Raw genomic sequence first — 23549 nt, 5'->3', positions numbered from 1 at the left:
GCTCGTGTTCGCTCCGCCGCCCCGGTCACTGCCCCGTCACGTCGTCGGACCGGCTGGAGCCGCGCCAGTCCAGGCAGACGACGACCGCGTCGTCACGGAGATCCGCGTCGGCATGGTACGCATGCAGTTCGCGCATCACCGTACCAACTGCCTCGGTCGCCGGCTGCAGCCGAGTCGACCGCATCGCGCGCGCCATCGCCCGGACGCCGTACGGCTCCTGCTCGTCGGGCTCCGCCGCGTACACCCCGTCGCTGACGACGAAGAGGCGGTCGCCCGGCTCCAAAGTGAACTCCTGCACGTCGTAGCGCGTCTCGGCGAACATGCCCAGCGGCAGTTGCTGCTCCAGCGCGATCGGCGTGACGCGGCCCCCGCGCAGCCGCAGCAGTTGCGGTGAGCCGGCGTCCACCGCCCGCATCACACCCCGGCGGCTGTCCAGCTCCAGCAGCAGCGTGGCCACGTGCCGGCTGCCCCGGTGCTGGTAGTAGATGGTGTCCGAGGCCAGCTCCGCCTGCTCGACCAGGCTGCCGCCGGAACGCCTGGCGTTGCGCATGGCGTTGACCGTCATCGCCGTGAGCATCGACGCGGCCAGCCCGCTGCCGGTGCCGTTGAGCACGGTGAGGGTGAGCCGGTCCCCGTCCACCGACCAGTCGAAGTGGTCGCCGCCCACCGTGTACGCCGGTTCGAGCTGACCGGCGAGCAGCGCGTCACCGAGCCGTACGCTGCGCCCCGGCAGCAGGTCCCACTGCATCTCGGCGGCCATGCTCAGCCGCTCCCGCCGCCGGGCGCGCCGGTAACGGTCGGTCTCCCGGTCGGCCGCCCGGATCGCGACGGCCAGTTCCCCGGCGGCGTCGCGGGCGGCCTCCACAGTGGCCGCGTCCGGGTCGCCGGGCAGCTCCACCATCAGCACACCGAGCCGCTCCCCCCACACCGACAGGGGCAGGTAGGCGCGGCAGCGGCCGTCCTCGACGGTGTCCAGCACCGGCTCCTGGCTGCTGAAACAGCGCTGCGCGACGCTGTGGGCCAGCAGCGGGCCGCCGTCGGGCACGGCCGGGTCGAGCACCGGCCAGAGTCCGCTGGAGCGGTAGTCGGCGACGAACACCTCCGCCCGCGCGGCCCCGAGCGTCTGGCGCAGCACCGCGTCCGCGGTCTCCGCCAGCTGGTCGGGTGGCGCCGTGCGCAGGGCACGCGACACCGATCCGGACGCCTCCGGCATGCTCATCCTCCGATGACGACTATTGCTACAGGGCAAACATCATACGGAGGCCGCCCGACGGCGAACGCCCCGCCTCGGCCGGGCGTGACGGGACCGGCTCAGCCGGCCGGGCGGAACGCCAGCGCGCCGTGGAACGCGTCCGGCACCGGCTCGGGCTCACCGGCCGGCCGCCACCGCGCCACCGGCACGATGCCGTCCTCGGTCGGCTGCCAGCGGCCCAGCAGCGGCGCGAACCGCTCGGGCGCCCGCATCCGGAACGCCGGGCCCATCATGGCCAGCGCCTCGGGGTGCCCGGCCAGCTCCTCGGTGTCGAAGTCGATCGCCAGCCGGCTGCCCGGCGCCACCGCCCGGTACAGTTCGTCGAGCGTACGGGCGAGCGTGTCGTCGTCCAGGAACGCCGCCAGCCCCAGGAAGACCACACCCACCGGCCGCCTCCCCCAGCCCGGCACGAACCGGTGCAACTGCGCCCGGTCGACGGTCCCGATGTCGGTGGCGTCGCCGTAGCCGTACCCGGCCCGGTCGCTGCCGGCGAGCAGGCTCCGGCCCAGCCGGACCGTCTCCGGGTCCACGTCGGTGTAGAGCACGGTCGCCTCCGGCGCGACCTCGTGCACGTTGCCGCGGGTGGGCACGCCCGCGCCGAAGACCAGGAAGCCGTCGATCCCGTCGGCGGCCATGGCCCGCACGGTGCGGCCGAGGAAGCCGCGCAGCGACCGGAAGATCGCCGCGCAGGGCCCGTACGCCGCCTCGAACGCGGCGGCCGCGGTGACGTCCACCGGGCGGTGGTGCCGGCCGCCGAGCCAGTAGTCGATCATGCGGGCGGTGCTCGGTCCGTCCGGCTGATCCATCGACGGGGCTCCCTCCCCTGGGCGCTGCACGCCAGCGTACCCACCGGGCGACCCCGGCGGTATCGCCCCGGGCCGCCCACCCGGGCCGCGATACTGGCCGCGGGAGCGCCGGCCACGAGGAGGTACGGGTGAACTCGGCGAACGGGGCCGCGGTGGTGGTCGGGGTGGACGGCTCGGAACCCGCGACACGGGCGGTGCGCCTGGCGGCCCGGGAGGCGCGGCGGCGCAACCGCCCGCTGCGAGTGGTGCACGGTTTCATCTGGCCGCTGCTGCGCGTACCGGTCTCCGCGCCGGCCGGGTCACCACCCGGCGCCGGGCTGCGCAACCAGGCCGAGCAACTGGTCGCCGACGCGGTCGCGGTGGCCGAGGCGGAGTCGCCCGGGCTGCGCGTCACCGGCGAGATCATCGACGGGGAGGCGGCCGCGGTGCTGCTCGGCGAGTCCCCCAGCGCCGCCCTGATCGTGCTCGGCGACCGGGGCCTGGGCGGATTCGCCGCGCTCGTGGTCGGGTCGGTCGCGGTGCAGGTCGCCTCGTACGCCGACTGCCCGGTGCTGATCGCACGCGGCACCGCCCGCGCGGACGGCCCGGTCGTGGTCGGCGTGGACGGCTCCACGCTGTCGCGCGCCGCCGTCGAGTTCGCCGCCGAGACCGCGTCCGCGCGGGGCGCCCCGCTGCACGTGGTGCACGCCCGTCCGGCCCCGCGCGGGCGGGACGACGGGGCCGGGGAGGACGAGCGGGTGCTCACCGAGGCGCTGGCCGGGATCGGCGAACGGTGGCCGGACCTGCCGGTGCACGCCGAGGCGGTACGCGCCAAACCGGTCGCGGCGCTGGCCACGGCGTCGGCCGGGGCCCAGCTCGTCGTGGTGGGCCGGCAGGGCCGGGGCGAGCTGGGCGGGCTGCTGCTCGGCTCGGTGAGCCAGGGGATCCTGCACCGCTCCGCCTGCCCGGTCGCTGTGGTCCGCACCCCGGACTGAGCGGCGCCCCGCACCCCGGACTGAGCGGCGCCCCGCACCCCGGACTGAGCGGCGCCCCGCACCCCCGGCCGGGCGGGGATGCGCCCGCAACGGTTGGTCCGGGCCCGGGCGGGTAGACGCCTACGGTCAGCCGACAGCGATCCGGAGGAGGCAGAGATGCCAGGACCACGGCCGGGCAGCAACGCGTACGACAAGCAGCGGGCACGCCTTCGCGACCTCGTCGAGCAGTCCGGGCGGGCGGCCGACAAGGAGGCGAACCAGGTCGCCAACCGGATCCTCCAGGACGACCGGGGGCAACGCGGTGTGGTCCGGGGCGAACGGACCTACGGCCCCAAGGGCAACCGGGAACCGGGTGACCCGAAGTGAGAGCGGCAGCAGTTGCCGACGGCGCCATCGCGGGCGCCGTCGGCAGCGCCGTCCTCAACGCGGTCTCGTACCTCGACATGGCGTTGCGGGCCCGTCCGGCCAGCAGCACCCCGGAATCGGTCGCCGGACGGCTGGCCGACGTCACGCACGTCGACCTGGGCCCCGGCGACGAGGCGGAGAACCGCCGCTCCGGTCTGGGGCCGTTCCTGGGGTACGCCACGGGCATCGCCGCGGGGGCCGCGTTCGGCGTCCTCGCCGCGCGCCGGCGGATTCCGCTGCCCCTGGCCACGGTGCTGCTCGGCGGCGGCGTGATGGCCACCTCCGACGGCTCGATGACGCTGCTCGGTGTGACCGACCCCCGTACCTGGCGGCGCAGCGACTGGGTCTCCGACCTGATCCCGCACCTGGCGTACGGGCTGTCGGCCGCAGCCACCTGGCGGCGACTGCGGCCGACGTCGGCTCGCGGTTAGCTGTCGCTCTCGTCGTCGGCCACCGGCTCACCGGCCGGGCCGTACGGCGACACCTGCCCCTTGGGGACGGGCCGTCCCGCGTCGGCGTTCGACGTGCCCCCGCCTCGCGTACGGCCGCCAGCCTGGGTGGCCGTCTTGCGGCTGTCCTGGCTGGTGGCGCCGAGATCGTTCCGGCGCAGTTCCTCCTGCTGCGGCTTGACCACGGGTCTCTCCCTCCCGGTGGAGCGCACGGCCGTCGACCGCGCACCCGACCCGCGTACCCGTCGCCGCCCAGCGCATTCCGGATCGGCCCGGGGGTCTGGGCCGGGCCGGGGCGGGTAAACCGGACGGATGCCAGACGATCGCAACGTCGCGCGCGCCCTGCTGGACCGGCAGTCCCGCACGTACGCGGAGGAGGCCGGCATCGCCCTCGCGGACCGGCCCGGTCCGCTCTACCAGTTGCTGGTGCTCACCACGCTGCTGAGCACCCGGATCCGGGCCTCGGTGGCGGTGGCCGCCGCCCGGGAGCTGTTCGCCGCCGGCTACCGCACCCCGCAGGCGATGGAGGCGGCGAGCTGGCAGGACCGGGTCGACGCACTGGGCCGGGGCCACTACCGGCGCTACGACGAGCGGACCGCCACCATGCTCGGCACCGGCGCCCGGCTCTGCCTGGACCGCTGGCACGGCGACCTGCGCCGGCTGCACAAGGAGGCCGGCGCCGACCGGGCAGTGCTGCGCCGCCTGCTCACCGAGTTCCCCGGCATCGGCCCCACGGGTGCGGACATCTTCCTGCGCGAGGCGCAGTCGGTGTGGCCGGACGTGCGCCCGTACGCCGACCGGCGCACCCTCGCCGGGGCGCGACGCCTGGGCCTGCCGGCGAGCCCCGGTGACCTGGTCGGGCTGGTCGGCGAGGCCGACTTCGGCCGGCTGGCGTCGGCGCTGGTGCGGGTGGCCCTCGGCGAGGAGTCGGCGGGCGAGGTGAGCCGCAGCGCCGCGACCGCGCACTGAGCCGGGCGGCTACTTGGCCGGGCCGGGCCTGGTCAGGTGCCAGGCCAGCAGCGAGGCGAGCAGCGCCAGCAGCACCACGCCGCCGGAGACGCCGCCCTCCTCGCCGCTGCCGCGGCTTCCGGTGAAACCGAAGTAGATCACGGCCAGTCCGGCCAGCACGGTGACGAACGTACGCAGTCCTCGGTCCTTCACGCCCGCACCGTACGACCGGCGGCGCGGGCCGGAACGCCGGATCGGGCGGTTGTCCCCCGTCCGGGTGTCAGTCCGGTGTGCGGCCGACGGCGGGGCCGCGCAGCCGGACCCGTCGGATCGCCCGTCCCGCCACCTCGACCACCTCGACGGTGAGGCCGGGCAGCCGCACCCGCTCCCCCGGCCCCCCGGGCAGCCGGCCCAGGCCGGCCAGCACCAGCCCGGCCACGGTGGTGTACTCGCGCGACAGCGGGAACGTCACGCGTACGCCCACGTCGGGCAGGTCGTGCAGCGGGAAGTCACCGGGCAGCAGCAGTGCGCCGTCCGGCTCCCGGACGGCGCGGCGCACGTCCCGGTCGGTCTCGTCGTACAGCTCGCCGACGACCTCCTCGAGCAGGTCCTCCATGGTGACCAGGCCGTCCACACCGCCGTACTCGTCGACCACCAGGGCGAGCTGCTCGTGCCGCTGGCGCAGCTGCCGCATCGCGTCGGCCACCGGCAGCGTCCCGGGCAGCAGCACCGGCGGGCGGGCCCGGTCGCCGACCGGCGTCGTCCCGGCGTCCACCAGGTCGCGGATGTGCACGGTGCCGCGTACGTCGTCGAGCCCGCCGGGTCCGATCACCGGCGCCCGGGACCGGCCGGTGGCCGCGAGCCGGCGCATCGCCTCGGCCGCCGGCAGGTCGGCGGGCAACGTGGTCACGTCGCGGCGCGCGACGAGGACCTCCCGCAGCGTACGGCCGGCGATGTCGAACGCCCCGGCGAGGATCTCCCGCTGCTGGGCGGACAGGCCCCGCTGGCTGACCAGCATCTCCCGCAACTCCTCCTCGGTCACCTCCTGCCGGCTGGCGCGCGGGTCGCCGCCGGCGAGCCGGACCAGCAGGTCGGTGGAGCGGCCGAGCAGCCACACCGCCGGCCGGGACAGCCGGGCCAGCAGGTCCAGCGGTGCGGCGCTGATCAGCGCCCACCGTTCCGCCGTCTGCATGGCCAGGCGCTTGGGCGCCAGCTCCCCCACCACGAGCGTGAGGAACGTCAGCAGCAGCGTCACCAGGAACACCGCCACCGGGCGGGCGGCCCCGCCGAGGAAGCCGAGCGGGCCGACCAGCGGCTCGGCGAGCGTCACCGCGGCGGCGGCCGAGGCGAGGAACCCGGCCAGAGTGATGCCGAGCTGGATGGTGGCCAGGTAGCGGTTCGGTTCGCGGGTGAGGCGGCTCAGCCGCGCCCCGGCCCGCCCGGAACGCGCCAGCCGCCGCAGCTGCCCCTCCCGCAGGCTCACCAGCGCCATCTCGCTGCCGGACAGCGCGGCGTTGACCAGGATCAGCACCAGCACCAGCGCGAGCTGCACTCCCATCAGTCGGTCTCCAGGTCGTCCAGCGAGATCGCGTGGGTCATCAGCCAGCGGGCCAGCGCGGCCATCCCGAACAGCCACAGCGGCGCCGACTCGGTGGGGCCGTTCGTGGCGAAGATGGCGAAGCGCAGGTCCGGGGCCCGGTACGCCTCGATCCGCCACTTGTGGTTCTTGTCCCGCCAGACCGCGGAAGGGTCCATGGCGTCACGGTAGGTGACCGGGACGGGCGGGCGACGCCGGTTGGCTCAGCCCGGCGGGCGGACCACCTCGCGGGCGTCGTCGGGCAGCCGCCGGGTGACGCCGCGCCGGTCCAGCAGTTCCAGCAGCGGCACCGCCACCCGGCGGGTGGTGCCGAGCGCCTGCCGGGCGGCGCTGAGCGTGAACGGCTGTGGCAGCGCGGCGAGCACGCGCACCGCGTCGTCCGGGGCGCCGGGCAGCAGCACCACGTTCTCGGCCAGCTTCAGCAACGCGCCCGCCCGGACCGCGGCGCCGATCTCGCGGGGACCGAGCCCGAGGTCGGCCAGGCGGTGCGCCTCGGGGGCCTGGAACGGGCGGTCGCCGTACTCGGCCCGGACCCGGTCCACCGCCCGGGCCACCGGGTCCGGCAGTGTCCCCTGCCCGGCGGCGGTGACCAGGCCGTCGCGCAGCCGCAGCGGCGGGCGCAGCAGCGCCGTGACCAGGGCGCGGTCGGGCAGGTCGAGCCGGTGCCGCAGCACGTCGACGGGTACGCCCGCGGCGAGCGGATGCTCGGCGGCGTACCGGGTCACCTCCTCGGTGAGGCGGCGGCCCAGGTCCCGCCAGTGCTCCGGGTCGGCCAGCCACTGCCCGGCCACCGGCGTCGCGGCCGGCGGCACGCCCATCCGGGTCAGGTCACCGGCCCGGACGAGCCGTCGCCGGCGCAGCTCCCCGGCCAGGTCCGGCCGCCCGTCCAGGCCGGCCAGCACCGCCGCGCGGGCGGCCGCCGCGCCCCGGCGGCGCAGCGGCGGCGGGTCCACGTCCAGCACCGTCACGCCCCCCGCGACGTGGTGCCGGCCGGGGTCGCGCAGCAGCGCCCGGTCCCCGATCAGCAGCGGCAGCGGGCGGGCCAGGCGCAGCCGTACCGTGTCCGGGCCCAGCGGCCGGACCCGGGCGGGCACCGCCGCCGAGCCCACGTGCAGGGTGAGCGTGGCCGGCAGGCCGGCGGCCGGATCACCGGACAGCCGCACGTCGAGCAGATCGGTACGCCCGAACCGGCCGGGCGTGAGCAGCGCGTCGCCGCGCCCCACCCGGTCCCGGGGCAGCCCGCGCAGGTTGACCGCGACCCGGGCCACCGCCTCGACCCCGGCGCGCGAGACGCCGAGCGAGTGCAGTCCGCGTACCCGCACCGCCTCGCCGGTGGCGGCCAGCTCCAGCTCGTCGCCGGCACGCAGCCGGCCACCGCCGAGCGTGCCGGTGACCACTGTGCCGCTGCCGCGTACGGTGAACGCCCGGTCCACCCAGAGCCGCACCGGCGCGTCCCGGGCCGGTGCGGGCAGCCGGGCGGTCAGGCGGTCCAGGGCGGCGCGCAGCTCGGGCAGCCCGGCGCCGGTGACCGCGGAGACCGGCACCGCCTCCACCTCACCGAGCGACGTCGCGGCGATCTCCGCGCGGGCCCGCGCCGCCGCCGGCCCGGGATCGGCCAGGTCCGCGCGGGTGACCGCCAGCAGCCCGTACGACACACCCAGCGCGTCCAGCGCGGCCAGGTGCTCGGCGGACTGTGGCATCCAGCCCTCGTCGGCGGCCACGACGATCAGCGCCGCCGGGACCGGGCCGACGCCGGCGAGCATGTTCGGCACGAACCGCTCGTGCCCCGGTACGTCGACGAAGGCGAGGGTGCCGCCCGACGGCAGTGTGGTCCAGGCGAACCCGAGGTCGATGGTCATGCCGCGGCGGCGTTCCTCCGCCCACCGGTCCGGTTCCATCCCGGTCAGCGCCCGCACCAGCGTGGACTTGCCGTGGTCGACGTGCCCGGCGGTCGCCACCACCCACATGCCGGTCAGTCCCCCACGCTCAGCACGGCCGCGCGGATCCGGTCGTCGGCGCCCGCCGGCACGGCGCGCAGGTCCAGCAGGAGCCGGCCGTGCAGCACCCGGCCGAGGATCGCCGGGTCGCCGGTGCGCAGCGGCTCGGCGTACCGCTCGGGCAGGCTCAGCGCCCACGAGTCCAGTTCCACGCCGGGCGCCCCGCCGCCGCCGACGACCGCGACGCCGGGCACCACCTCGGACTTGCAGCCGTCCTCACCGAGCCGGTCACGCAGCCGCTCCAGCCGCTCCCGCAGCCGGGCCGGTTCGGCGTACAGCGCGTCCCGGGTGGGCGTGGTCGGCGCGTACAGGGTGGCGGCGAGCGCGGCGAGGGTGAGCTTGTCGACCCGCAGCGCCCGCGCCAGGGGGTGCCGGCGCAGCCGCCGCACCAGGTCGGCGTCGCCGAGCAGCAGACCGGCCTGCGGGCCGCCGAGCAGCTTGTCGCCGCTGGCGGTGACCAGGTGCGCGCCCGCGCGCAGCGTGGTGGCCGCGTCGGGCTCGGCCGGCAGCAGCGGATCAGGTGCGAGCAGGCCCGACCCGATGTCGGCCACCACCGGTACGCCGAGCGTGGCCAGCTCGGCCACCGGCACCGCCGAGGTGAAGCCGGTGACCACGAAGTTCGACGGGTGCACCTTCAGCACGAACCCGGTCTGCTCGCCGATCGCGGCTTCGTAGTCGGCGACTGTGGTGCGGTTGGTGGTGCCCACCTCGCGCAGCCGCGCGCCGGTGCTGGCCAGCAGGTCGGGCAGGCGGAACCCGTCGCCGATCTCGACCAGCTCACCGCGGCTCACCACGATCTCCCGGCCGGCGGCCAGCGCGGTGGCGGCGAGCACCAGCGCGGCGGCGCCGTTGTTCACCACGTGCACCGCCCCGGCGTCGGGCACCGCCGCGGCGAGCGCGTCGAGCGCCTCCCGGCCGCGCCGGGCCCGCCGCCCGGTCCGCAGGTCCAGCTCCACGTCGGTGTGCCCGGCAGCGGCCACGAGCGCGTCCACGGCGGACGGGGCGAGCGGGGCGCGGCCCAGGTTGGTGTGCAGCACGACGCCCGTGGCGTTGAGCACCGCGCGTGGCGTACGGCCGGGCAGGTCGGCCAGCGTCGCGTCGCGTACCCCCTCGGGGGTCAGCTCGCCGCGGCGGGCGCGGTCCTGCGCGCGGACGATCGCGGCCTTGACCCGGTCGCGGCCGAGCGTGCCGGCGGCGGCGGCCAGCGCGGGATCGGCGAGCAGCGCGTCGGTGCGCGGCACCCGCCGTCGCGGGTCGACCTCACGCATCGGCGCACTCCCGGGAACGGTTTGGCGGAGACGGACGGGAATCGAACCCGCCTGGCCCGGATCCCGGACCACACCGGTTTTGAAGACCGGGAGGGGCACCAGCCGCCTGAACGCCTCCACGCAGCAGTCAACCACAGCGGACGGAAGGCCGCCCGGGAGGTGTCAGTCCTGGTCGGCCCGCCGGTCGGCGCGTTCGCGCTGCGGCACCACCGTGTAGCGCGGATCGCGCGCCGACGCGACCCCGCCGTGGAAGATGCCGAACCGGGTGCACACCGAGGCGGCGATCAGCGCGCCGCCGGAGAGCGCGGACAGCACCCGGCTGCGCCGGCCGAGCAGCGCACCCGCCACACCGGCGGCGGTCAGCGCCCGGCCCGCGCGCAGCAGCTTCCCAGGCGTGCCCTGCGTGTAGGGCTCGCTGAGCAGGCCGAGCCGGTTCTCCACCCGGTGCGAACCCCACAGCTCCATCGCCGCGCCCGCGACCGCGAGGCGCCGCGCCGGGCCGGCCTGCGCGCAGGGCGCGGCCACCAGCCCGACGCCCGCGCCGCTGGCCAGCGCGCTGCCCGCGAAGATGGCCGGCAGTTCCGGGTACGCCTCGTGCCACGACGGCACCGCCGTGTCCGCCAGCAGCACCCCGGTGTACGTGGCGAGCGCCGGCGCGGTGACGGCGGCGACCACACCGGCGGCGTGCCCGGCCGGCGGCAGCAGCCGGCGGCCGAGCCCCAGCACGCCGCGCTCGGGCAGCAGCGGGGCGGCCTCGGCGACCGCCGCGACCCCGGCGGCCGGGCCGAACACGCTGAGGATCCAGGTGCCCACCGACATCGGCGAGGTCACCTTCGCCACCCGCAGCATGTGGTGGAAGCGGGACGGCCGGCCCAGGTCGTTGACCAGGAAGAACGTGCTGGCGCCGACGCCCGCGAGCGCGGCGACCCGGCCGGCGCGGCGCAGCGCGGGACGGCCGGTGAGCTGCCCGCCCGCGGCGAGCAGCGAGGAGCCGGCGGCGAGACCGCCGGTGAACAGGTATGCGGCGATGTCCCACCGCCACACCGGCGGCTTGAGGATGGGCCGGCCGTAGTAGGAGCTGAACTCGGCCGGCGGGACGTTCAGCTGCTCCCCGCCGCCCTTGCCGCCCCTGCCGCGCCGCCGGCGGGGTGCCGCGTCGCGGGGCGGGTGCGGGGCCAGGCCGGCGTCGCGGGAGCCCGCGTCGGTGCGGCCCACCCCGGGGCCGGCCGCGGTGGCCCGGCTGCCGCTCTCCCGCCCGGCGACGCCGGCGTTGTCGCGTTCGGCGGCGCTGCCGTCGTCGCGTTCGGCGGACAGGCGCTCGCGGAAGCGGCGGAACAGGTCACCGACCGGGCGGTCCGGGCTCACGACGATCCTCCGACGAACGCGGCGACGGCAGCCGCCGCCATGGCCAGCGCGGCCAGCCCGGCCCGCTTCCACATCTTCGGCAGGTCCCGGGTGGTGACCACCGGGTCCGGCGGCAGCCCGTACACCTCCGGCTCGTCGAGCAGCAGGAAGAACGCGCCGTCACCGCCGACACCGTCGGTCGGGTCGTGGCCGTACAGGCGTGCCTCCGGCACCCCGCGCTCGTGCAGCGCGGTCACCCGCCGGGCGGCCCGCTCCCGCAGCTCGTCGAGCGGGCCGTACTGGATGGACTCGGTCGGGCACGCCTGCGCGCAGGCGGGCGTCATGCCCGCGCCCATCCGGTCGTAGCACAGCGTGCACTTCCACGCCCGGCCGTCGTCCTTGCGCTGGTCGATCACCCCGTACGGGCAGGCGGAGATGCAGTAGCCGCAGCCGTTGCAGATGTCCTCCTGCACCACCACGGTGCCGAACTCGGTGCGGAACAGCGAACCGGTCGGGCACACGTCCAGGCAGGCCGCGTGCGTGCAGTGCTTGCACACGTCGGACATCATCAGCCAGCGGAAGTCGGTGCGTGACTCCGCGCCGGTGTCCCGCCCGGGCGGCTGGGCGCCGGGCATGCCGAGGAACTCCGGCCCGGCGGCCATCCGCGCCGCCGCCTCCGGCTGCCCCGGCGGCAGGCCGGGGTTCGTACCGGTGTCGGAGGCCGTGACCGCACCGGCCGCCGCGGACTCGGGGCTGGTCGCCGGGCCGGTCGGGTCACCGGTGAACGGCGGCGTACGGTGCCCGGCCGGGCGGGGCTGCTCGATGAACGCGACGTGCCGCCACGAGTTCGCGGTGAGCGCGCCGGTGTTGTCGTACGACATGCCGAGCAGGTCGAAACCCGAGTCGGGAACGCCGTTCCACTCCTTGCAGGCGACCTCGCACGCCTTGCAGCCGATGCACACGCTGGTGTCGGTGAAGAAGCCCATCCGGGGCGGCGCGTCGACCCAGCCCGCGTCCGGGGCCGGGTCGAGCGGGCCGTACAGGCTGTTGGCGTCAGGCATCGCGATCCCCGTCCTGGTGCGCGGCGGCCGACTGCTCGTCGGTGCTGTCGGCGGCGTCGTCCCCGCCGGCCGCGTCGGTGGTCACCAACGGCACCTTGCGGTCCGGTGTCATCCCGGCCCGCCGCTGGTAGTCGCCGACCAGGTCGAGCAGCGGCGGACCGGTGGGCCGCCGCCCGGGCCGGATGTCGCAGGTGCCGACCTTGCTCTCCTGGATGAGGACGTTCGGGTCCAGCGTGATGCCGAACAGGTCGTTCGCCGAGTCGCCGGTCACGAGGCCCTCCGTGCCGAAGTGGTACGGCAGCCACACCTGGTGGATGATCCGGCCGTCCACCCGCAGCGGGGTGAGCCGGTCGGTGACCAGCACCCGCGCCTCGATCACCGCGCGGCCGCTGATCAGGTGCGCCCAGCCCAGGTGCGCCAGCCCGACCTCGCCGGCCAGCTCCGGGGACACCTCGACGAACATCTCCGGTTGCAGCTCGGCCAGCCTCGGCACGGTACGGCTCATCCCACCGGCCGTGTGGTGCTCGGTGAGGCGGCTGACCGTGAACACGTACGGGAAGACCTGGCTGTGCGGCTCCGGCGGACTCGGGTTCATCCGGTTGATCGGATGCTCGTAGATCTTGCGGGTCGGGTTGGCCTGCTGACCGTAGAGCGGGTTGCGCATCGGCGACTCGGCCGGCTCGTAGTGCGTCGGCAGCGGACCGTCGAGGACTCCGCTCGGCGCGTACAGCCACGCCTTGCCGTCGCCCTGCATGACGAACGCGTCGTCACCGGCGAGCGCCGCCGGGCCCGACGCGCCCTCCGGCGGCCGGTACGACGGCGGCTTCGTCTTCTCGAAGTCCGGCACGTCGTACCCGGTCCACTCGCCGGCGTCCGGATCCCACCAGACGTACTTCTTCCGCTCGCTCCACGGTCGGCCCTCGGGGTCGGCGGAGGCGCGGTTGTAGAGCGTGCGCCGGTTCGCCGGCCACGCCCAGCCCCACTCGGCCGCCACCCAGTCCTGCTCGTGGCGGGACCGGCGGCGGGCCGCCTGGTTCACGCCGTCGGCGTACACGCCGGAGTAGATCCAGCAGCCGATCGCGGTGGAGCCGTCGTCCCGGGCCTCGCCGAACGCGTTCAGCAGGCGGCCGGTCGCCACCTCGTACCCGTTGATCTCCTTGAGCACCGCCTCGGCGCTCGGCTCGGCGTGCGGACCGTGCGTCGGATAGTCCCAGGTCAGGTCCAGCAGCGCCCGGTCCCGGCGCTCGGTGGAGGCGGCCAGCTTCTCCCGCAGCACCCGGCCAAGGTGGTAGAAGAACCACAGCTCGGAGCGGGCGTCGCCCGGCGGGTCGACGGCCTTCTCCCGCCACTGCAGCAGCCGCTGCGTCTGGGTGAAGGTGCCCTCCTTCTCCACGTGCGAGGCCGCCGGCAGGAAGAACACCTCGGTGCGGCACTCCTCCGGCACGATCTCGCCGGTGGCGACCTCCGGGCTGTTCTTCCAGAACGTGGCGCTCTCGATCATGAACAGGTCGCGGACCACGAGCCAGTCCAGGTTGGCCATGCCGAGACGCTGAGCGCGGCCGTGCGCCGAGCCGACCGCCGGGTTCTGGCCGAGCAGAAAGTAGCCCTTCACCTTCCCGTCGATCATGTTCAGCACCTGCTGGTACGTGCCGTGGTCGCCGGTCATCCGGGGCATGTACCCGTAGCAGAAGTCGTTCTCCGGCGTCGCCGCGTCACCCCAGTACGCCTTGAGCAGGCTCGCCGCGAAGGCACGCGAGTCGCCCCAGAAGCCCTTCTGGCCCGGGTGCCGGATGCTGTCCACCCACTCGTCGAACGTCGGGTGGTCGGCGTGGTGCGGCATCGGCAGGTAGCCGGGCAGCAGGTTGAACAGCGTCGGGATGTCGGTCGAGCCCTGGATGCTGGCGTGCCCGCGCAGCGCCAGGATGCCGCCACCCGGGCGGCCCATGTTGCCCAGCAGCGTCTGGATGATCGAGCCCGTGCGGATGTACTGCACGCCGACGCTGTGCTGCGTCCAGCCGACCGAGTAGACGAGCGCGCCGGTGCGCTCCCGGCCCGAGTTCTCCGTCCAGGCGCGCGCCAGTTCGAGGAACTTCTCCTCCGGGATGCCGCACACGCGGGCCACCATCTCCGGGGTGTAGCGGGAGAAGTGCCGCTTCAGGATCTGGTAGACGCAGCGCGGGTGCTGCAACGTCTCGTCCCGGGGCGCCTGCACCGGCACCGGCTCGCCGTGCGACTCGTGCTCCAGCCCGGAGGCCGAGTCGCGTTCCTTGCCGGTGCCCCGGATCTTGGCGTTGTCCTCCTGGCCCTCGTACTGCCAGCTCGCGAGGTCGTACGAGCCGGTGTCCGGGTTGTAGCCGGAGAACAGGCCGTCCAGGTCCTCGGTGTCGGCGAACCGCTCGCTGACGATGTTGGCCGCGTTGGTGTACGCCAGCACGTACTCCCGGAAGTCCAGCTCGTTCTCCAGGATGTAGCGCACCACGCCGCCGAGCAGCGCGATGTCCGTGCCCGCCCGGATCGGCAGGTACGTGTCGGCGAGCGCGCTGGTACGCGTGAACCGCGGGTCGACGTGGAAGACCTTCGCGCCGCGCTGCTTCGCCTCCATCACCCACTGGAAGCCCACCGGGTGGGCCTCGGCCATGTTCGAGCCCTGGATGACGATGACGTCAGCGTTGGCGAGATCCTGCTGGAAGTCCGTGGCGCCGCCGCGACCGAAGCTGGTCCCCAGACCGGGGACGGTGGAGGAGTGTCAAATACGGGCCTGGTTCTCGATCTGGAGTGCCCCCATCGCGGTGAACAGCTTCTTGATGAGGTAGTTCTCCTCGTTGTCCAGCGTCGCGCCGCCGAGGCTGGAGATGCCCAGCGTCCGGTTCAGCGGGCGGCCCTCGTCGTCGACGTCCTCCCAGGTCTCCGCGCGGGCGGCGAGGATCCGGTCGGCGATCATGTCGAGCGCGACGTCGAGGTCCAGGTCTTCCCACTCGGTCGCGTACGGCCGGCGGTAGCGGACCTTGGTCTGGCGCAGCGGGCTGGTCACCAGGCTCTTGCTGGCCGAGCCCTTCGGGCAGAGCCGGCCGCGCGAGATCGGGCTGTCCGGGTCGCCCTCGATCTGGGTGACCTTGCCGTCGGAGTGGAAGACGCGTTGCCCGCAGCCGACCGCGCAGTAGGGGCAGACCGAGCGGGCCATGCCGTCGGCGGTCTCGGTGCGGGGGGCCAGCTCGGCGGAGCGCGCCGACTGGGCGGCGGCGCCGCGACCGAGCGGGTCCGTGCCGGTGAGTTGCCGGTAGACCGGCCACCCCTGGATGAACGTCTTGAAACCCATCCGGGCACCCCCTCTCCGTCGAGAACGGCTCACCTCTGCCTGCAACCCTAGGCCAGCGGTCCGGGGCGTGCGACTCGAGCCCACAGACAGAGCCGCCCCGGCCGGATGGCCGGGGCGGCTCTGGGCGTCGGTGTGCATGTCGCCTCTCGGCGAGTGGCGCGACGCGGCTCCAGCCGAACGGTATTCCGCGAAGGCAATTTAGGTGAGGCCCGGGGACACTGGACACACCGACGCTCTGCACAACGGTACCGGGGTCGCGGTTCTTCCGCTCGTTGGTCGTGACCCCGGTCACCGCCGGGTCAGCTGTTCCAGTGCTGGGCGACGAGGTCGGCGGCCTGCTGTTCCCACTGGGCGTAGTGGTCGGGGTAGGCGGAGACCTGGACGGTCTGGGCGGCCTTGGTCAGGGGCATGTCGCGCCAGCCGTCGACCTGCTTGAGGCCCTTGAGGAATGCGGTGGTGGAGTATTCGGGGTCGGTGATCTGCTCGACCGTGCCCCAGCCCGAGGAGGGGCGCTGCTGGAACAGGCCCTGGGAGTCGTGGTCGTTGCGGTCACCGAGGTGGCCGAGGTTCTCCAGCTTCGACTCCTGCAGGGCGGTGGCGATCGCCACGACCGCGGCGCGTTCGTCCATGCCGGCCTTCTTGGTGGCGGCGATGATCGCCTTCACGTTGGCGGTCTGCTCGTCGTTGAGGTCGATGTGGGACTGGGTGCCCTGCACGCCGTGCGGGATGAGCGCGGCGGTGTCGGGCTTGCCGGCGGCCTGGGTGGTGACGGCGGCGTCCCGCACCGGGGTGGTGCTGGTGTCGTGGTTGAGGGGGCCGGCGGCGAGGCCACCGGCGACGGTCAGACCGGCGATACCGAGGATGCTCTTACGCAGAATGCTGTTCATGGGGGGCTCCGTTCGGGGGTCGACGCACCCGGGGGTGGGTGCGTGGGCACCGTCAGGCGCTCAAGGAAGTCTCGGGGGATCCGGCTCGCTGCCCGTGGTTGCGGGGGGCCGGAGGCATGTGCAACGACCGCCGGCCCGGGATCATTCCGGGGACCTGTCACCCGCCCGGCGGGGGCGCCGGTGGATGCTGCTGCGGTCGTGCACCAGGTATAACGCCCCGCCGCCGTCCCCCATTCCGCCACCCGGCTGTCCCCGACCACCGGAAACCCGACACCCCACGCATCCCCGCACACCGCCCCGCCCCAGGCCCACCCGACCGGTCCCCGGAAGCGTCGATCATGAGGTTGACCGCCCGTGGTGTCCGGTTTGTCGCCGCCAACCTCATGATCGACCGGGAAACCGGGGCCGCTGAGGGTGGACGCCGAGCGGACCTCACCCGGTCCCGGCGCACCCACCACGGGAGATCTTGGAAGGAAACGGCCCTCGTCGGGGCCCTTTCCTTCCAAGATCTCAGGCGGAGTGCCGCGCAAGGCGAGCAAGTAGCGAGGATGCGACGGTCGATCATGAAGTTGACGGCGACAAACCGGACATCACACGCCGTCAACTTCATGATCGACGCGGCGAGGGCGGCGAGGGCGGGAAGGGTCGGAAGGGCGGTGCTGCCGCGGCGGGGGCGGGAGGGGCGGGAAGGGAGGCGGGAAATGCGCGGGGTTGGGGTTACCCTGATGCCATGCCGGTCAGCGCGCACGCGTACCTCGCCCGTCCCGGGCGACCCGCCGTGGTGGCGCGCACCCTGGACGAGCTCACCGGTCCCACCACCGGCATCGTCGAGCTGCCGGTACGCCTGATGTGGAGCAGCGAACGCGCGTTCGACCTGGGCGACCCGGACGAGTTGCTCTGGATGTACGAGAACGTGCTCCGCGAGACGACCCGTGCGGAGGACCTGCGCGAGCTGATCCACGCGGGCACGTTGCGCCGGCTCTGGCCGCTGCTCAACCTGCCCCGGGGCGTACGCCTGGCCTGGGAGGGCCGGCACCGGAGCCTGCGCCCGGCGTGACCCACCCGCACGACTTCTACCGGCAGGTGGCCCGGGTGGCGCTGGCCGCGGCCGGCCCGCACCGCTTCGTGCTCGGCGGCGGGGTGGCGTGGGCCGTACACGGCCTGGTCACCCGCCCCACCGAGGACGTCGACCTGTTCGCCGACGTGGAGGGCGCCGCCGCGGCGGCGGCCGACGGGGTACGGGCGGCGCTGGAACGGGCCGGTTACCGGGTGGCCGAGGTGGACCCGGGTGGGCTGGGTGAGGTGTTCGACGGCTTCGACCGGGATCTGCGGGACTTCGTGGTGAGCCGGGACGGCCGGCAGATCCGGCTCAGCCTGGCCCGCCTGGACCGGCACCGCAGCCCAGTGGTGATGGACCTCGGCCCGGTCATGGACGTCCGCGACCTGATCGCCAACAAGACCGCCGCGCTGGTCAACCGGCGGGAGGTACGCGACTACATCGACGTGTCCGCCGCGCTGGACCGGTACACGGTCGCGGAGCTGCTGGAACTGGCCCGGCAGGTCGACCCGGCACTCGACGACGAGGACGTGCGCGCCGCCGGCCGCTACCTCGACGGGCTGGCCGACCGCCGGTTCACCCGCTACGGCCTGGACGCGCCGCGGATCGCCGAGGTACGCCGCCGGATGGCCGTCTGGCCCCGCTGACCAGCGGAACCAGACGACCAACGAAACGCCGCGCCGGACGGACAGACGGCCGAACCGGGACCAGGGAAGCAGCCGGACCGGACGCTCACTTCGTCGGGCGGCCACCCGTGACGCCGAGGATCTCGCCGGTGACGTAGCTGGACTCCTGCGAGGCGAAGTAGACGTACGCGGGCGCCACCTCGGCCGGCTGACCGGGACGGCCCAGCGGCGTGTCGGTGCCGAACTGCTTCACCTTCTCCTCCGGCATGGTGGCCGGGATCAGCGGCGTCCAGATCGGGCCGGGCGCGACCGCGTTGACCCGGATGCCGCGCTCGGCCAGGTTATGCGCAAGCGCCTTCGTGAAGTTGGCGATGGCCGCCTTGGTGGTGGCGTAGTCGAGCAGCTGCGGCGACGGGTCGAACGCCTGGATCGACGAGGTGTTGATGATCGTCGAGCCCTCCTTCATGTGTGGCACCGCGAACTTGCAGAGCCAGAACATGGCGTACACGTTGGTCTTGAAGACCCGGTCGAACTGCTCGGTGGTGATGTCGAGCAGGCCGTTGTCCTGCGACATCTGGAACGCCGCGTTGTTGACCAGGATGTCGACGCCGCCGAGTTCGCGTACCGCCTGGTCGACGAGCGCACGGCAGTTGGCCTCCTCGCGCAGGTCGCACTGCACCGCGACGCCGGTGCGCCCGGCCTGCTCGATCAGCCTGACCGTCTCCCGCGCGTCCTTCTCCTCCTCGTCGCCGAGGTAGGTGACGAGCACGTCGGCGCCCTCGCGGGCGAAGGCGATCGCCACGGCGCGGCCGATGCCGGAGTCGCCGCCGGTGATGATCGCCCGCTTGCCGGTGAGCCGGTCGCTGCCCCGGTACGACTCCTCGCCGTGATCCGGCTTCGGCCCCATCTCCTGTTCGCTGCCGGGCGGCGTCTGCTGCTGCGCCGGCTGTCCCTCGCTCTGTCCGTACTGCTCGGCCGGGTGCTGCTGGGTGAACTGGTCCTCGCTCATGGATCCGCCCCTACCCCGGTGACGGACGCGAAAACAGCAGCCTGTGATTGGAAGGGAAACAATTCGGGCCGGTGTGGCGCAGGCGACATGTGGTGGTTATGGTGCGCAACGGCGCCCACGAGGCGCACACCCCCATGTGGAAAGGCACCTCATGACCTCCTCCTCCGGCGCCTCCCGGCGCCAGGTGCTGGCCGTCGCGGCCGCCGCCGCGACCGGTCCCCTGCTGGCCGGCGCGCCCGCCGAGGCGAAGCCGAAGCAGCCGAAGACCTGGGACCTGACGATCCTCGGCACGTCGGACACCCACGGCAACGTCTACAACTGGGACTACTACAAAGACGCCGAGTTCGACGACAGCAGGCACAACGACGTCGGCGTCGCGAAGCTCGCCACGCTGGTCAACCAGATCCGTGCCGAGCGCAAGGGTAGGGCCACGCTGGTCCTGGACGCCGGCGACACGATCCAGGGCACGCCGCTGGCCACCTACTACGCGAAGCAGGAGCCGATCACCAGCACCGGTGAGACGCACCCGATGGCCCGGGCCATGAACGTGCTCAAGTACGACGCCGTGACGCTCGGCAACCACGAGTTCAACTACGGCCTGCCGCTGCTGGCGACCTGGATCGAGCAGCTCGGCTTCCCGGCGCTGGCGGCGAACGCGCTCAACGCCAGGACCGGCAAGCCGGCGTTCCTCCCGTACGTGATCAAGGAGGTCCGGCTCGGCGGGCACGGCGCGCCGAAGCTGCGCGTGGGCATCCTCGGCCTGACCAACCCCGGCGTGGCCATCTGGGACAAGGGCAACGTCGAGGGCCGCCTGGTCTTCGCCGACATGGTGGCCACCGCCGCGAAGTGGGTGCCGGAGATGCGCCGCCGCGGCGCCGACCTGGTCGTCATCTCCGCCCACGGCGGGGACAGCGGCACCTCCAGCTACGGCCCGGAGCTGCCGAACGAGAACCCGACCGCGCTGATCGCCGAGCAGGTGCCCGGCATCGACGCGATCCTGTTCGGCCACGCGCACAACGAGGTGCCGGAGAAGTTCGTCACCAACCTCACCACCGGCAAGGCGGTGCTCACCTCGGAGCCGTCGAAGTGGGGCCAGCGGCTGACCCGGATGGACTTCACGCTGACCCGCGAGAAGGGCTGCTGGAAGGTCGTCGGCTCCTCGGCCACCACGCTGAACACCAACACCGTGGTCGAGGACCCGGCGGTGCTCGCGGCCGTGCGCGGCCAGCACGCCAAGACCGTCGAGTACGTCAACCGGGTCGTCGCGCAGTCGAGCGTGGAGCTGTCCGCCGCCGAGTCGCGGTACAAGGACACCCCCATCCTGGACTTCATCAACCACGTCCAGACCGAGGTGGTCACCGAGGCGCTCGCCGGCGGCGAGTACGCGGGCCTGCCGGTGCTGTCCATCGCCGCGCCGTTCAGCCGTACCGCGGTGTTCCCGCAGGGCGACGTGCGGATCCGCGACGTGGCGGGCCTCTACGTGTACGACAACACGCTGGAGGCGGTCGTGCTGACCGGCGCCGAGGTGAGGGCGTACCTGGAGTACTCGGCGAAGTACTTCAAGACCTTCCCGGCCGGCACCACCGTGGACGTGGAGAACATCAGCGACCCGGCGGTGCCGGACTACAACTACGACGTGTTCTCCGGCGTCGACTACGACATCGACATCGCCAGGCCGGTCGGCCAGCGGATCACCCGCCTGGTGCTGGCCGGCACCGGCACCCCGGTCGCGGCGGACGCCCGGTTCGTGGTGGCGGTGAACAACTACCGGCGCAGCGGCGGCGGCAACTTCCCCGGCATCGTGAAGACCCAGGTCTACAACGCCCAGCAGGAGATCCGCCAGCTGCTCATCGACTGGGCGCAGGCCAAGGGCGTCATCGACCCGGCCGACTTCTTCGTGCCCAACTGGAAGCTGGTACGCGAGGGCGTGCCGGTCTTCTGACCGTGACGCGACGGGGTCCGGGCCGGTGTCCGGGCCCCGTCAGCCACCGGCGCGCAGGTGCCACTCCGACTCCCCGCCCACCGGGTCCGGCCGGTCCGGCGGGAACTCGGTCTCGGCGGACTCGATCCGCTCCTCCGGGCGTACCCGGGCCGGCAGTTCGCCGAAGCGGACGTGCCGCAGGAACGCGTACTCCTCGTCGGTGAACGACTCGGCCGGCTCGCTCATGACCGCATTGTGCGCTCACCCGTCCCGTCTCCGCATCAACCGCTACGGCACGGGTATGCCGCCGCGAATACCGTCGGCGACCAGGTGGAGGAGACATGCGCGCAGTACGGATGACCGCACCCGGTGTGCTGGATCACACGGAGGTGCCCACGCCGCAGGCCGGCCCCGGTGAGGTGCTGCTGCGCGTCGGCGCGGTCGGCGCCTGCCACTCCGACCTGCACATCCTCGACGCCCCGGCGGGCGTGTTCCCGATCCCGATGACGCTCGGGCACGAGATCGCCGGCACCGTCGACACGGTCGGCGCCGGCGTGGACGGCTGGGCGCCCGGCGACCGGGCCGCGGTCTACGGCATCATCGGCTGCGGCCGGTGCCGGGCCTGCCTGCGGGGTGAGGAGAACCGCTGCCGGGTCATCCCGGTCGGCGGCATCGGGCTCAGCCGCGACGGCGGGCTGGCCGAGTACGTCGTGGTGCCCGCGTCCCGGCTGCTGCCGGTCGGCGACATGGACCTGACCCAGGCGGCACCGCTCACCGACGCGGGGCTGACGCCGTACCACGCGGTGGACCTGGCGCGGCCCCGGCTGCGGCCCGGCACCTCCTGCGTGGTGATCGGCATCGGCGGGCTGGGGCACATGGGGTTGCAGATCCTGCTCGCCACCACCGCGGTACGGATCATCGCGGTGGACACGAACACCGCCGCGCTGGACCTGGCCGGCCGCCTGGGCGCCCACCACCTGGTGCAGGCCGGTCCGGAGGCGGTGGAGAAGATCCGCGAGCTGGTCGGGCCGGCGCCGGACGGCGCGGACGTGGTGCTCGACTTCGTCGGCGCGCAGCCCACGCTGGACACCGCCCGGCAGGTGGTCGCCAGCGGCGGTCAGATCCTGCTGGTGGGCCTGGCCGGCGGCACGCTGCCGGTGCGGCCGGTAGCCGACGAGCCGCCCCCGGTGCCGTTGGAGACCGGGGTGGTGGTGCCGTTCTGGGGTACCCGGGCCGAGCTGCGCGAGGTGATCGCGCTGGCCGGCGACGGCCGGCTGCACGCCGACGTGCACACGTTCCCCCTGGCGGAGGCGCCGCAGGCGTACGAGGCGCTGCGCCGGGGCGAGGTGCGGGGGCGGGCGGTCATCGTCCCCTGAGCGGGGGCAGCCGGTCGAGCAGAGCCAGGCCGGCCCGTACCGGCCGCCGGTCGAGAGCCTCGGCGAAGCTCGCCCGGCCCTGGCAGAACCGGACGAACATCCGCCAGCCGGGCGGGCTCGCCAGCATCGCGTGGAACACGTCGGGCCGCCGCTCGAACACCTCCAGCAGCCGGTGCCCGGCGCGCATCTCCGGCGTCAGCCGCCGGTCGACCTCCCGGGCGTACGCGTCGAGGTCCCCGGCGGCCACCGCCTCCCCGGCCAGCCGGCCCGAGCGCAGCGCGTAGCTGATCCCCTCCCGGCTCCACGGCTCCAGCAGCCCGGCGGCGTCCCCGGCGACCAGCACCCGGCCGTGCCGCAGCGGGGAGTCCCCGGTGCGGCAGCGGGTCAGGTGACCGGAGTCGTGCTCCGGCGTCACCCCGGACAGGCCGAGCCGGTCGGTGAAGTCGCGCAGGTAGGCGCGGGTCCGCTCGCCGTCGCCCCGGGCGGCGATGACACCGACGGTCAAACGGTCGCCCTTCGGGAAGACCCACGCGTACGAGCCGGGCAGCGGCCCCCAGTCGAGCAGCACCCGGCCGCGCCAGCGGTCCCGCTCGGCGGCGTCCACCGGCAGTTCCAGCTCCAGCCCCAGGTCGACCTGGCGGAAGCGCACCCCGGCGTGCCGCGCCGTCACGCCGGACGAGCCGTCCGCGCCGATCACGGCCCGGGCGCGTACCGTCTCACCGCCGGCCAGGCGCAGGCGTACCTCGTCGGGGTCCTGCTCGATCGCGCGGACCGCGACGCCCTCGCGGACCTGCGCCCCGGCGGCGACGGCGGCGGCGCGCAGCCGGTCGTCGAACTCCTCCCGGCGGATCATGGTGACCAGCGGCGCCGGGTGCCGGCGGGTGAACGCGCGTCGCCCGTCCCGGGTGAACGTGACCCGGTCGACCCGGTCGTGGGCGGGCACCTCGACGCGGTCGTCGATCTCGGCCAGCGACGTGCCGATCAGGCCGCCGCCGCATGTCTTGTACCGGGGGTGGGTGGCCCGTTCGACAACGAGCGTGCGGACGCCGGCCCGGGCCGCGGCGTGCGCGGCGGAGAGTCCGGCGGGCCCGCCGCCGACCACGACGAGATCCATGATCACGGGTTGCAGCCTAGGGCACCGCAGTTGCCGCACCGCCCGGTACGACAGCCGTTCGGGTAAGCATCATCGCCGCCCGTCCGGGTAACCGCCGATCGCCGGCCGTCCGCGGGTCGGGCGGTCCACGCCGAGGAGGGAA

The 23549-nt window shown here is 74.3% G+C and carries 23 protein-coding genes and 1 tRNA gene; 8 read left to right on the top strand and 16 right to left on the bottom strand.

The features are described from left to right. Window positions 1-25 precede the first annotated feature (25 nt). Entirely contained in the window at window positions 26-1213 is a 1188-nt protein-coding gene (locus ABIH81_RS23440; RefSeq protein ID WP_349877041.1) for a GAF domain-containing SpoIIE family protein phosphatase, read from the bottom strand. 98 nt (window positions 1214-1311) lie between these two features. Continuing rightward, the gene (locus ABIH81_RS23435; protein ID WP_349877040.1) at window positions 1312-2058 is read right to left on the bottom strand and encodes an SAM-dependent methyltransferase; all 747 of its coding nucleotides are present in this window, start codon (window positions 2056-2058) and stop codon (window positions 1312-1314) included. 128 nt (window positions 2059-2186) lie between these two features. On the opposite strand from ABIH81_RS23435, the gene ABIH81_RS23430 reads away from it, so the two are divergent. The 3 genes from ABIH81_RS23430 (at window position 2187) to ABIH81_RS23420 (ending at window position 3868) form a co-directional block, all read left to right on the top strand. Further along, the gene (locus ABIH81_RS23430; protein WP_349877039.1) at window positions 2187-3032 is read left to right on the top strand and encodes a universal stress protein; all 846 of its coding nucleotides are present in this window, start codon (window positions 2187-2189) and stop codon (window positions 3030-3032) included. Between the two features lie 156 nt (window positions 3033-3188). After that, a complete protein-coding gene (locus ABIH81_RS23425) occupies window positions 3189-3398 on the top strand; it encodes a phosphatidylethanolamine-binding protein (RefSeq protein WP_120569853.1) in 210 nt (69 codons plus the stop codon). After that, window positions 3395-3868, top strand: coding sequence for a hypothetical protein (locus ABIH81_RS23420; RefSeq protein ID WP_349877038.1), 474 nt, complete (start codon window positions 3395-3397; stop codon window positions 3866-3868). Before ABIH81_RS23425 ends, ABIH81_RS23420 begins: the two co-directional genes overlap by 4 nt. Here ABIH81_RS23420 and ABIH81_RS23415 read toward each other — a convergent pair. Further along, window positions 3865-4071, bottom strand: a complete 207-nt coding sequence (locus ABIH81_RS23415; protein WP_349877037.1) for a hypothetical protein — start codon at window positions 4069-4071, stop codon at window positions 3865-3867. The genes ABIH81_RS23420 and ABIH81_RS23415 overlap by 4 nt on opposite strands. Before the next feature lie 127 nt (window positions 4072-4198). On the opposite strand from ABIH81_RS23415, the gene ABIH81_RS23410 reads away from it, so the two are divergent. Next, the gene (locus ABIH81_RS23410; RefSeq protein ID WP_349877036.1) at window positions 4199-4855 is read left to right on the top strand and encodes a hypothetical protein; all 657 of its coding nucleotides are present in this window, start codon (window positions 4199-4201) and stop codon (window positions 4853-4855) included. A 9-nt stretch (window positions 4856-4864) separates the two neighbouring features. On the opposite strand, the gene ABIH81_RS23405 is transcribed toward ABIH81_RS23410, so the two are convergent. From ABIH81_RS23405 to ABIH81_RS23360, 10 genes are all read right to left on the bottom strand, one after another. Further along, on the bottom strand, window positions 4865-5047 hold the full coding sequence (locus ABIH81_RS23405) for a hypothetical protein (protein ID WP_349881280.1): 183 nt from the start codon (window positions 5045-5047) through the stop codon (window positions 4865-4867). 67 nt (window positions 5048-5114) lie between these two features. Beyond that, window positions 5115-6392: a hemolysin family protein gene (locus ABIH81_RS23400; RefSeq protein WP_349877035.1), complete on the bottom strand. Its 1278-nt coding sequence runs from the start codon at window positions 6390-6392 to the stop codon at window positions 5115-5117. Further along, window positions 6392-6589 (bottom strand): hypothetical protein, encoded by a 198-nt coding sequence (locus ABIH81_RS23395; protein ID WP_013286387.1) that lies wholly within the window; start codon window positions 6587-6589, stop codon window positions 6392-6394. The genes ABIH81_RS23400 and ABIH81_RS23395 overlap by 1 nt, the downstream gene beginning before the upstream one ends. Window positions 6590-6634: 45 nt before the next feature. Next, window positions 6635-8398 carry a selenocysteine-specific translation elongation factor gene (selB, locus tag ABIH81_RS23390; RefSeq protein WP_349877034.1) on the bottom strand — a complete coding sequence of 588 codons (1764 nt, stop codon included), beginning with the start codon at window positions 8396-8398 and terminating at the stop codon, window positions 6635-6637. A gap of 5 nt (window positions 8399-8403) precedes the next feature. Further along, entirely contained in the window at window positions 8404-9696 is a 1293-nt protein-coding gene (gene selA, locus ABIH81_RS23385) for an L-seryl-tRNA(Sec) selenium transferase (protein ID WP_349877033.1), read from the bottom strand. A 22-nt stretch (window positions 9697-9718) separates the two neighbouring features. Next, window positions 9719-9814: transfer RNA gene (locus ABIH81_RS23380), tRNA-Sec, on the bottom strand. 44 nt (window positions 9815-9858) lie between these two features. Next, window positions 9859-11061 carry an NrfD/PsrC family molybdoenzyme membrane anchor subunit gene (gene nrfD / locus ABIH81_RS23375; protein WP_349877032.1) on the bottom strand — a complete coding sequence of 401 codons (1203 nt, stop codon included), beginning with the start codon at window positions 11059-11061 and terminating at the stop codon, window positions 9859-9861. Beyond that, the gene (locus tag ABIH81_RS23370; protein WP_349877031.1) at window positions 11058-12101 is read right to left on the bottom strand and encodes a 4Fe-4S dicluster domain-containing protein; all 1044 of its coding nucleotides are present in this window, start codon (window positions 12099-12101) and stop codon (window positions 11058-11060) included. The genes nrfD and ABIH81_RS23370 overlap by 4 nt, the downstream gene beginning before the upstream one ends. After that, the gene (gene fdh / locus ABIH81_RS23365; protein ID WP_349877030.1) at window positions 12094-15417 is read right to left on the bottom strand and encodes a formate dehydrogenase; all 3324 of its coding nucleotides are present in this window, start codon (window positions 15415-15417) and stop codon (window positions 12094-12096) included. The genes ABIH81_RS23370 and fdh overlap by 8 nt, the downstream gene beginning before the upstream one ends. 299 nt (window positions 15418-15716) lie before the next feature. Further along, a complete protein-coding gene (locus ABIH81_RS23360; protein ID WP_349877029.1) occupies window positions 15717-16304 on the bottom strand; it encodes a hypothetical protein in 588 nt (195 codons plus the stop codon). A 730-nt stretch (window positions 16305-17034) separates the two neighbouring features. On the opposite strand from ABIH81_RS23360, the gene ABIH81_RS23355 reads away from it, so the two are divergent. Further along, window positions 17035-17361 (top strand): hypothetical protein, encoded by a 327-nt coding sequence (locus ABIH81_RS23355; protein WP_349877028.1) that lies wholly within the window; start codon window positions 17035-17037, stop codon window positions 17359-17361. After that, window positions 17358-18008 carry a nucleotidyl transferase AbiEii/AbiGii toxin family protein gene (locus tag ABIH81_RS23350; RefSeq protein WP_013286395.1) on the top strand — a complete coding sequence of 217 codons (651 nt, stop codon included), beginning with the start codon at window positions 17358-17360 and terminating at the stop codon, window positions 18006-18008. Before ABIH81_RS23355 ends, ABIH81_RS23350 begins: the two co-directional genes overlap by 4 nt. A gap of 85 nt (window positions 18009-18093) precedes the next feature. Here ABIH81_RS23350 and ABIH81_RS23345 read toward each other — a convergent pair whose 3' ends face one another. Then, window positions 18094-18996, bottom strand: coding sequence for an SDR family oxidoreductase (locus ABIH81_RS23345; RefSeq protein WP_349877027.1), 903 nt, complete (start codon window positions 18994-18996; stop codon window positions 18094-18096). A gap of 151 nt (window positions 18997-19147) precedes the next feature. Between ABIH81_RS23345 and ABIH81_RS23340 the strand changes: the two genes are divergently transcribed. Beyond that, window positions 19148-20938 (top strand): 5'-nucleotidase C-terminal domain-containing protein, encoded by a 1791-nt coding sequence (locus tag ABIH81_RS23340; protein ID WP_349877026.1) that lies wholly within the window; start codon window positions 19148-19150, stop codon window positions 20936-20938. 39 nt (window positions 20939-20977) lie between these two features. Here the strand turns inward: ABIH81_RS23340 and ABIH81_RS23335 are convergent, their stop codons facing one another. Then, on the bottom strand, window positions 20978-21163 hold the full coding sequence (locus tag ABIH81_RS23335) for a hypothetical protein (RefSeq protein ID WP_128137017.1): 186 nt from the start codon (window positions 21161-21163) through the stop codon (window positions 20978-20980). Between the two features lie 95 nt (window positions 21164-21258). On the opposite strand from ABIH81_RS23335, the gene ABIH81_RS23330 reads away from it, so the two are divergent. Next, window positions 21259-22293, top strand: coding sequence for an NAD(P)-dependent alcohol dehydrogenase (locus ABIH81_RS23330; RefSeq protein WP_349877025.1), 1035 nt, complete (start codon window positions 21259-21261; stop codon window positions 22291-22293). On the opposite strand, the gene ABIH81_RS23325 is transcribed toward ABIH81_RS23330, so the two are convergent. Further along, on the bottom strand, window positions 22280-23407 hold the full coding sequence (locus ABIH81_RS23325; protein WP_349881182.1) for a geranylgeranyl reductase family protein: 1128 nt from the start codon (window positions 23405-23407) through the stop codon (window positions 22280-22282). The genes ABIH81_RS23330 and ABIH81_RS23325 overlap by 14 nt on opposite strands. Window positions 23408-23549 lie beyond the last annotated feature (142 nt).

This window comes from Micromonospora sp. HUAS YX12 (genome assembly GCF_040215685.1).
GTDB classification, from domain to species: Bacteria; Actinomycetota; Actinomycetes; order Mycobacteriales; family Micromonosporaceae; genus Micromonospora; species Micromonospora tulbaghiae.
Note: the sequence above shows the minus strand (reverse complement) of the source record. Positions and strands in the feature narration are given on the sequence as shown.

Coding starts and splice junctions, on each gene's coding strand:
- ABIH81_RS23395 (WP_013286387.1), bottom strand. CDS start 6,589: ATGGACCCTTCCGCGGTCTGGCGGGACAAGAACCACAAGTGGCGGATC.
- ABIH81_RS23400 (WP_349877035.1), bottom strand. CDS start 6,392: ATGGGAGTGCAGCTCGCGCTGGTGCTGGTGCTGATCCTGGTCAACGCC.
- ABIH81_RS23360 (WP_349877029.1), bottom strand. CDS start 16,304: ATGAACAGCATTCTGCGTAAGAGCATCCTCGGTATCGCCGGTCTGACC.
- ABIH81_RS23345 (WP_349877027.1), bottom strand. CDS start 18,996: ATGAGCGAGGACCAGTTCACCCAGCAGCACCCGGCCGAGCAGTACGGA.
- ABIH81_RS23355 (WP_349877028.1), top strand. CDS start 17,035: ATGCCGGTCAGCGCGCACGCGTACCTCGCCCGTCCCGGGCGACCCGCC.
- ABIH81_RS23435 (WP_349877040.1), bottom strand. CDS start 2,058: ATGGATCAGCCGGACGGACCGAGCACCGCCCGCATGATCGACTACTGG.
- ABIH81_RS23370 (WP_349877031.1), bottom strand. CDS start 12,101: ATGCCTGACGCCAACAGCCTGTACGGCCCGCTCGACCCGGCCCCGGAC.
- ABIH81_RS23330 (WP_349877025.1), top strand. CDS start 21,259: ATGCGCGCAGTACGGATGACCGCACCCGGTGTGCTGGATCACACGGAG.
- ABIH81_RS23440 (WP_349877041.1), bottom strand. CDS start 1,213: ATGCCGGAGGCGTCCGGATCGGTGTCGCGTGCCCTGCGCACGGCGCCA.
- ABIH81_RS23410 (WP_349877036.1), top strand. CDS start 4,199: ATGCCAGACGATCGCAACGTCGCGCGCGCCCTGCTGGACCGGCAGTCC.
- ABIH81_RS23335 (WP_128137017.1), bottom strand. CDS start 21,163: ATGAGCGAGCCGGCCGAGTCGTTCACCGACGAGGAGTACGCGTTCCTG.
- ABIH81_RS23325 (WP_349881182.1), bottom strand. CDS start 23,407: ATGGATCTCGTCGTGGTCGGCGGCGGGCCCGCCGGACTCTCCGCCGCG.
- selA (WP_349877033.1), bottom strand. CDS start 9,696: ATGCGTGAGGTCGACCCGCGACGGCGGGTGCCGCGCACCGACGCGCTG.
- ABIH81_RS23425 (WP_120569853.1), top strand. CDS start 3,189: ATGCCAGGACCACGGCCGGGCAGCAACGCGTACGACAAGCAGCGGGCA.
- selB (WP_349877034.1), bottom strand. CDS start 8,398: ATGTGGGTGGTGGCGACCGCCGGGCACGTCGACCACGGCAAGTCCACG.
- ABIH81_RS23340 (WP_349877026.1), top strand. CDS start 19,148: ATGACCTCCTCCTCCGGCGCCTCCCGGCGCCAGGTGCTGGCCGTCGCG.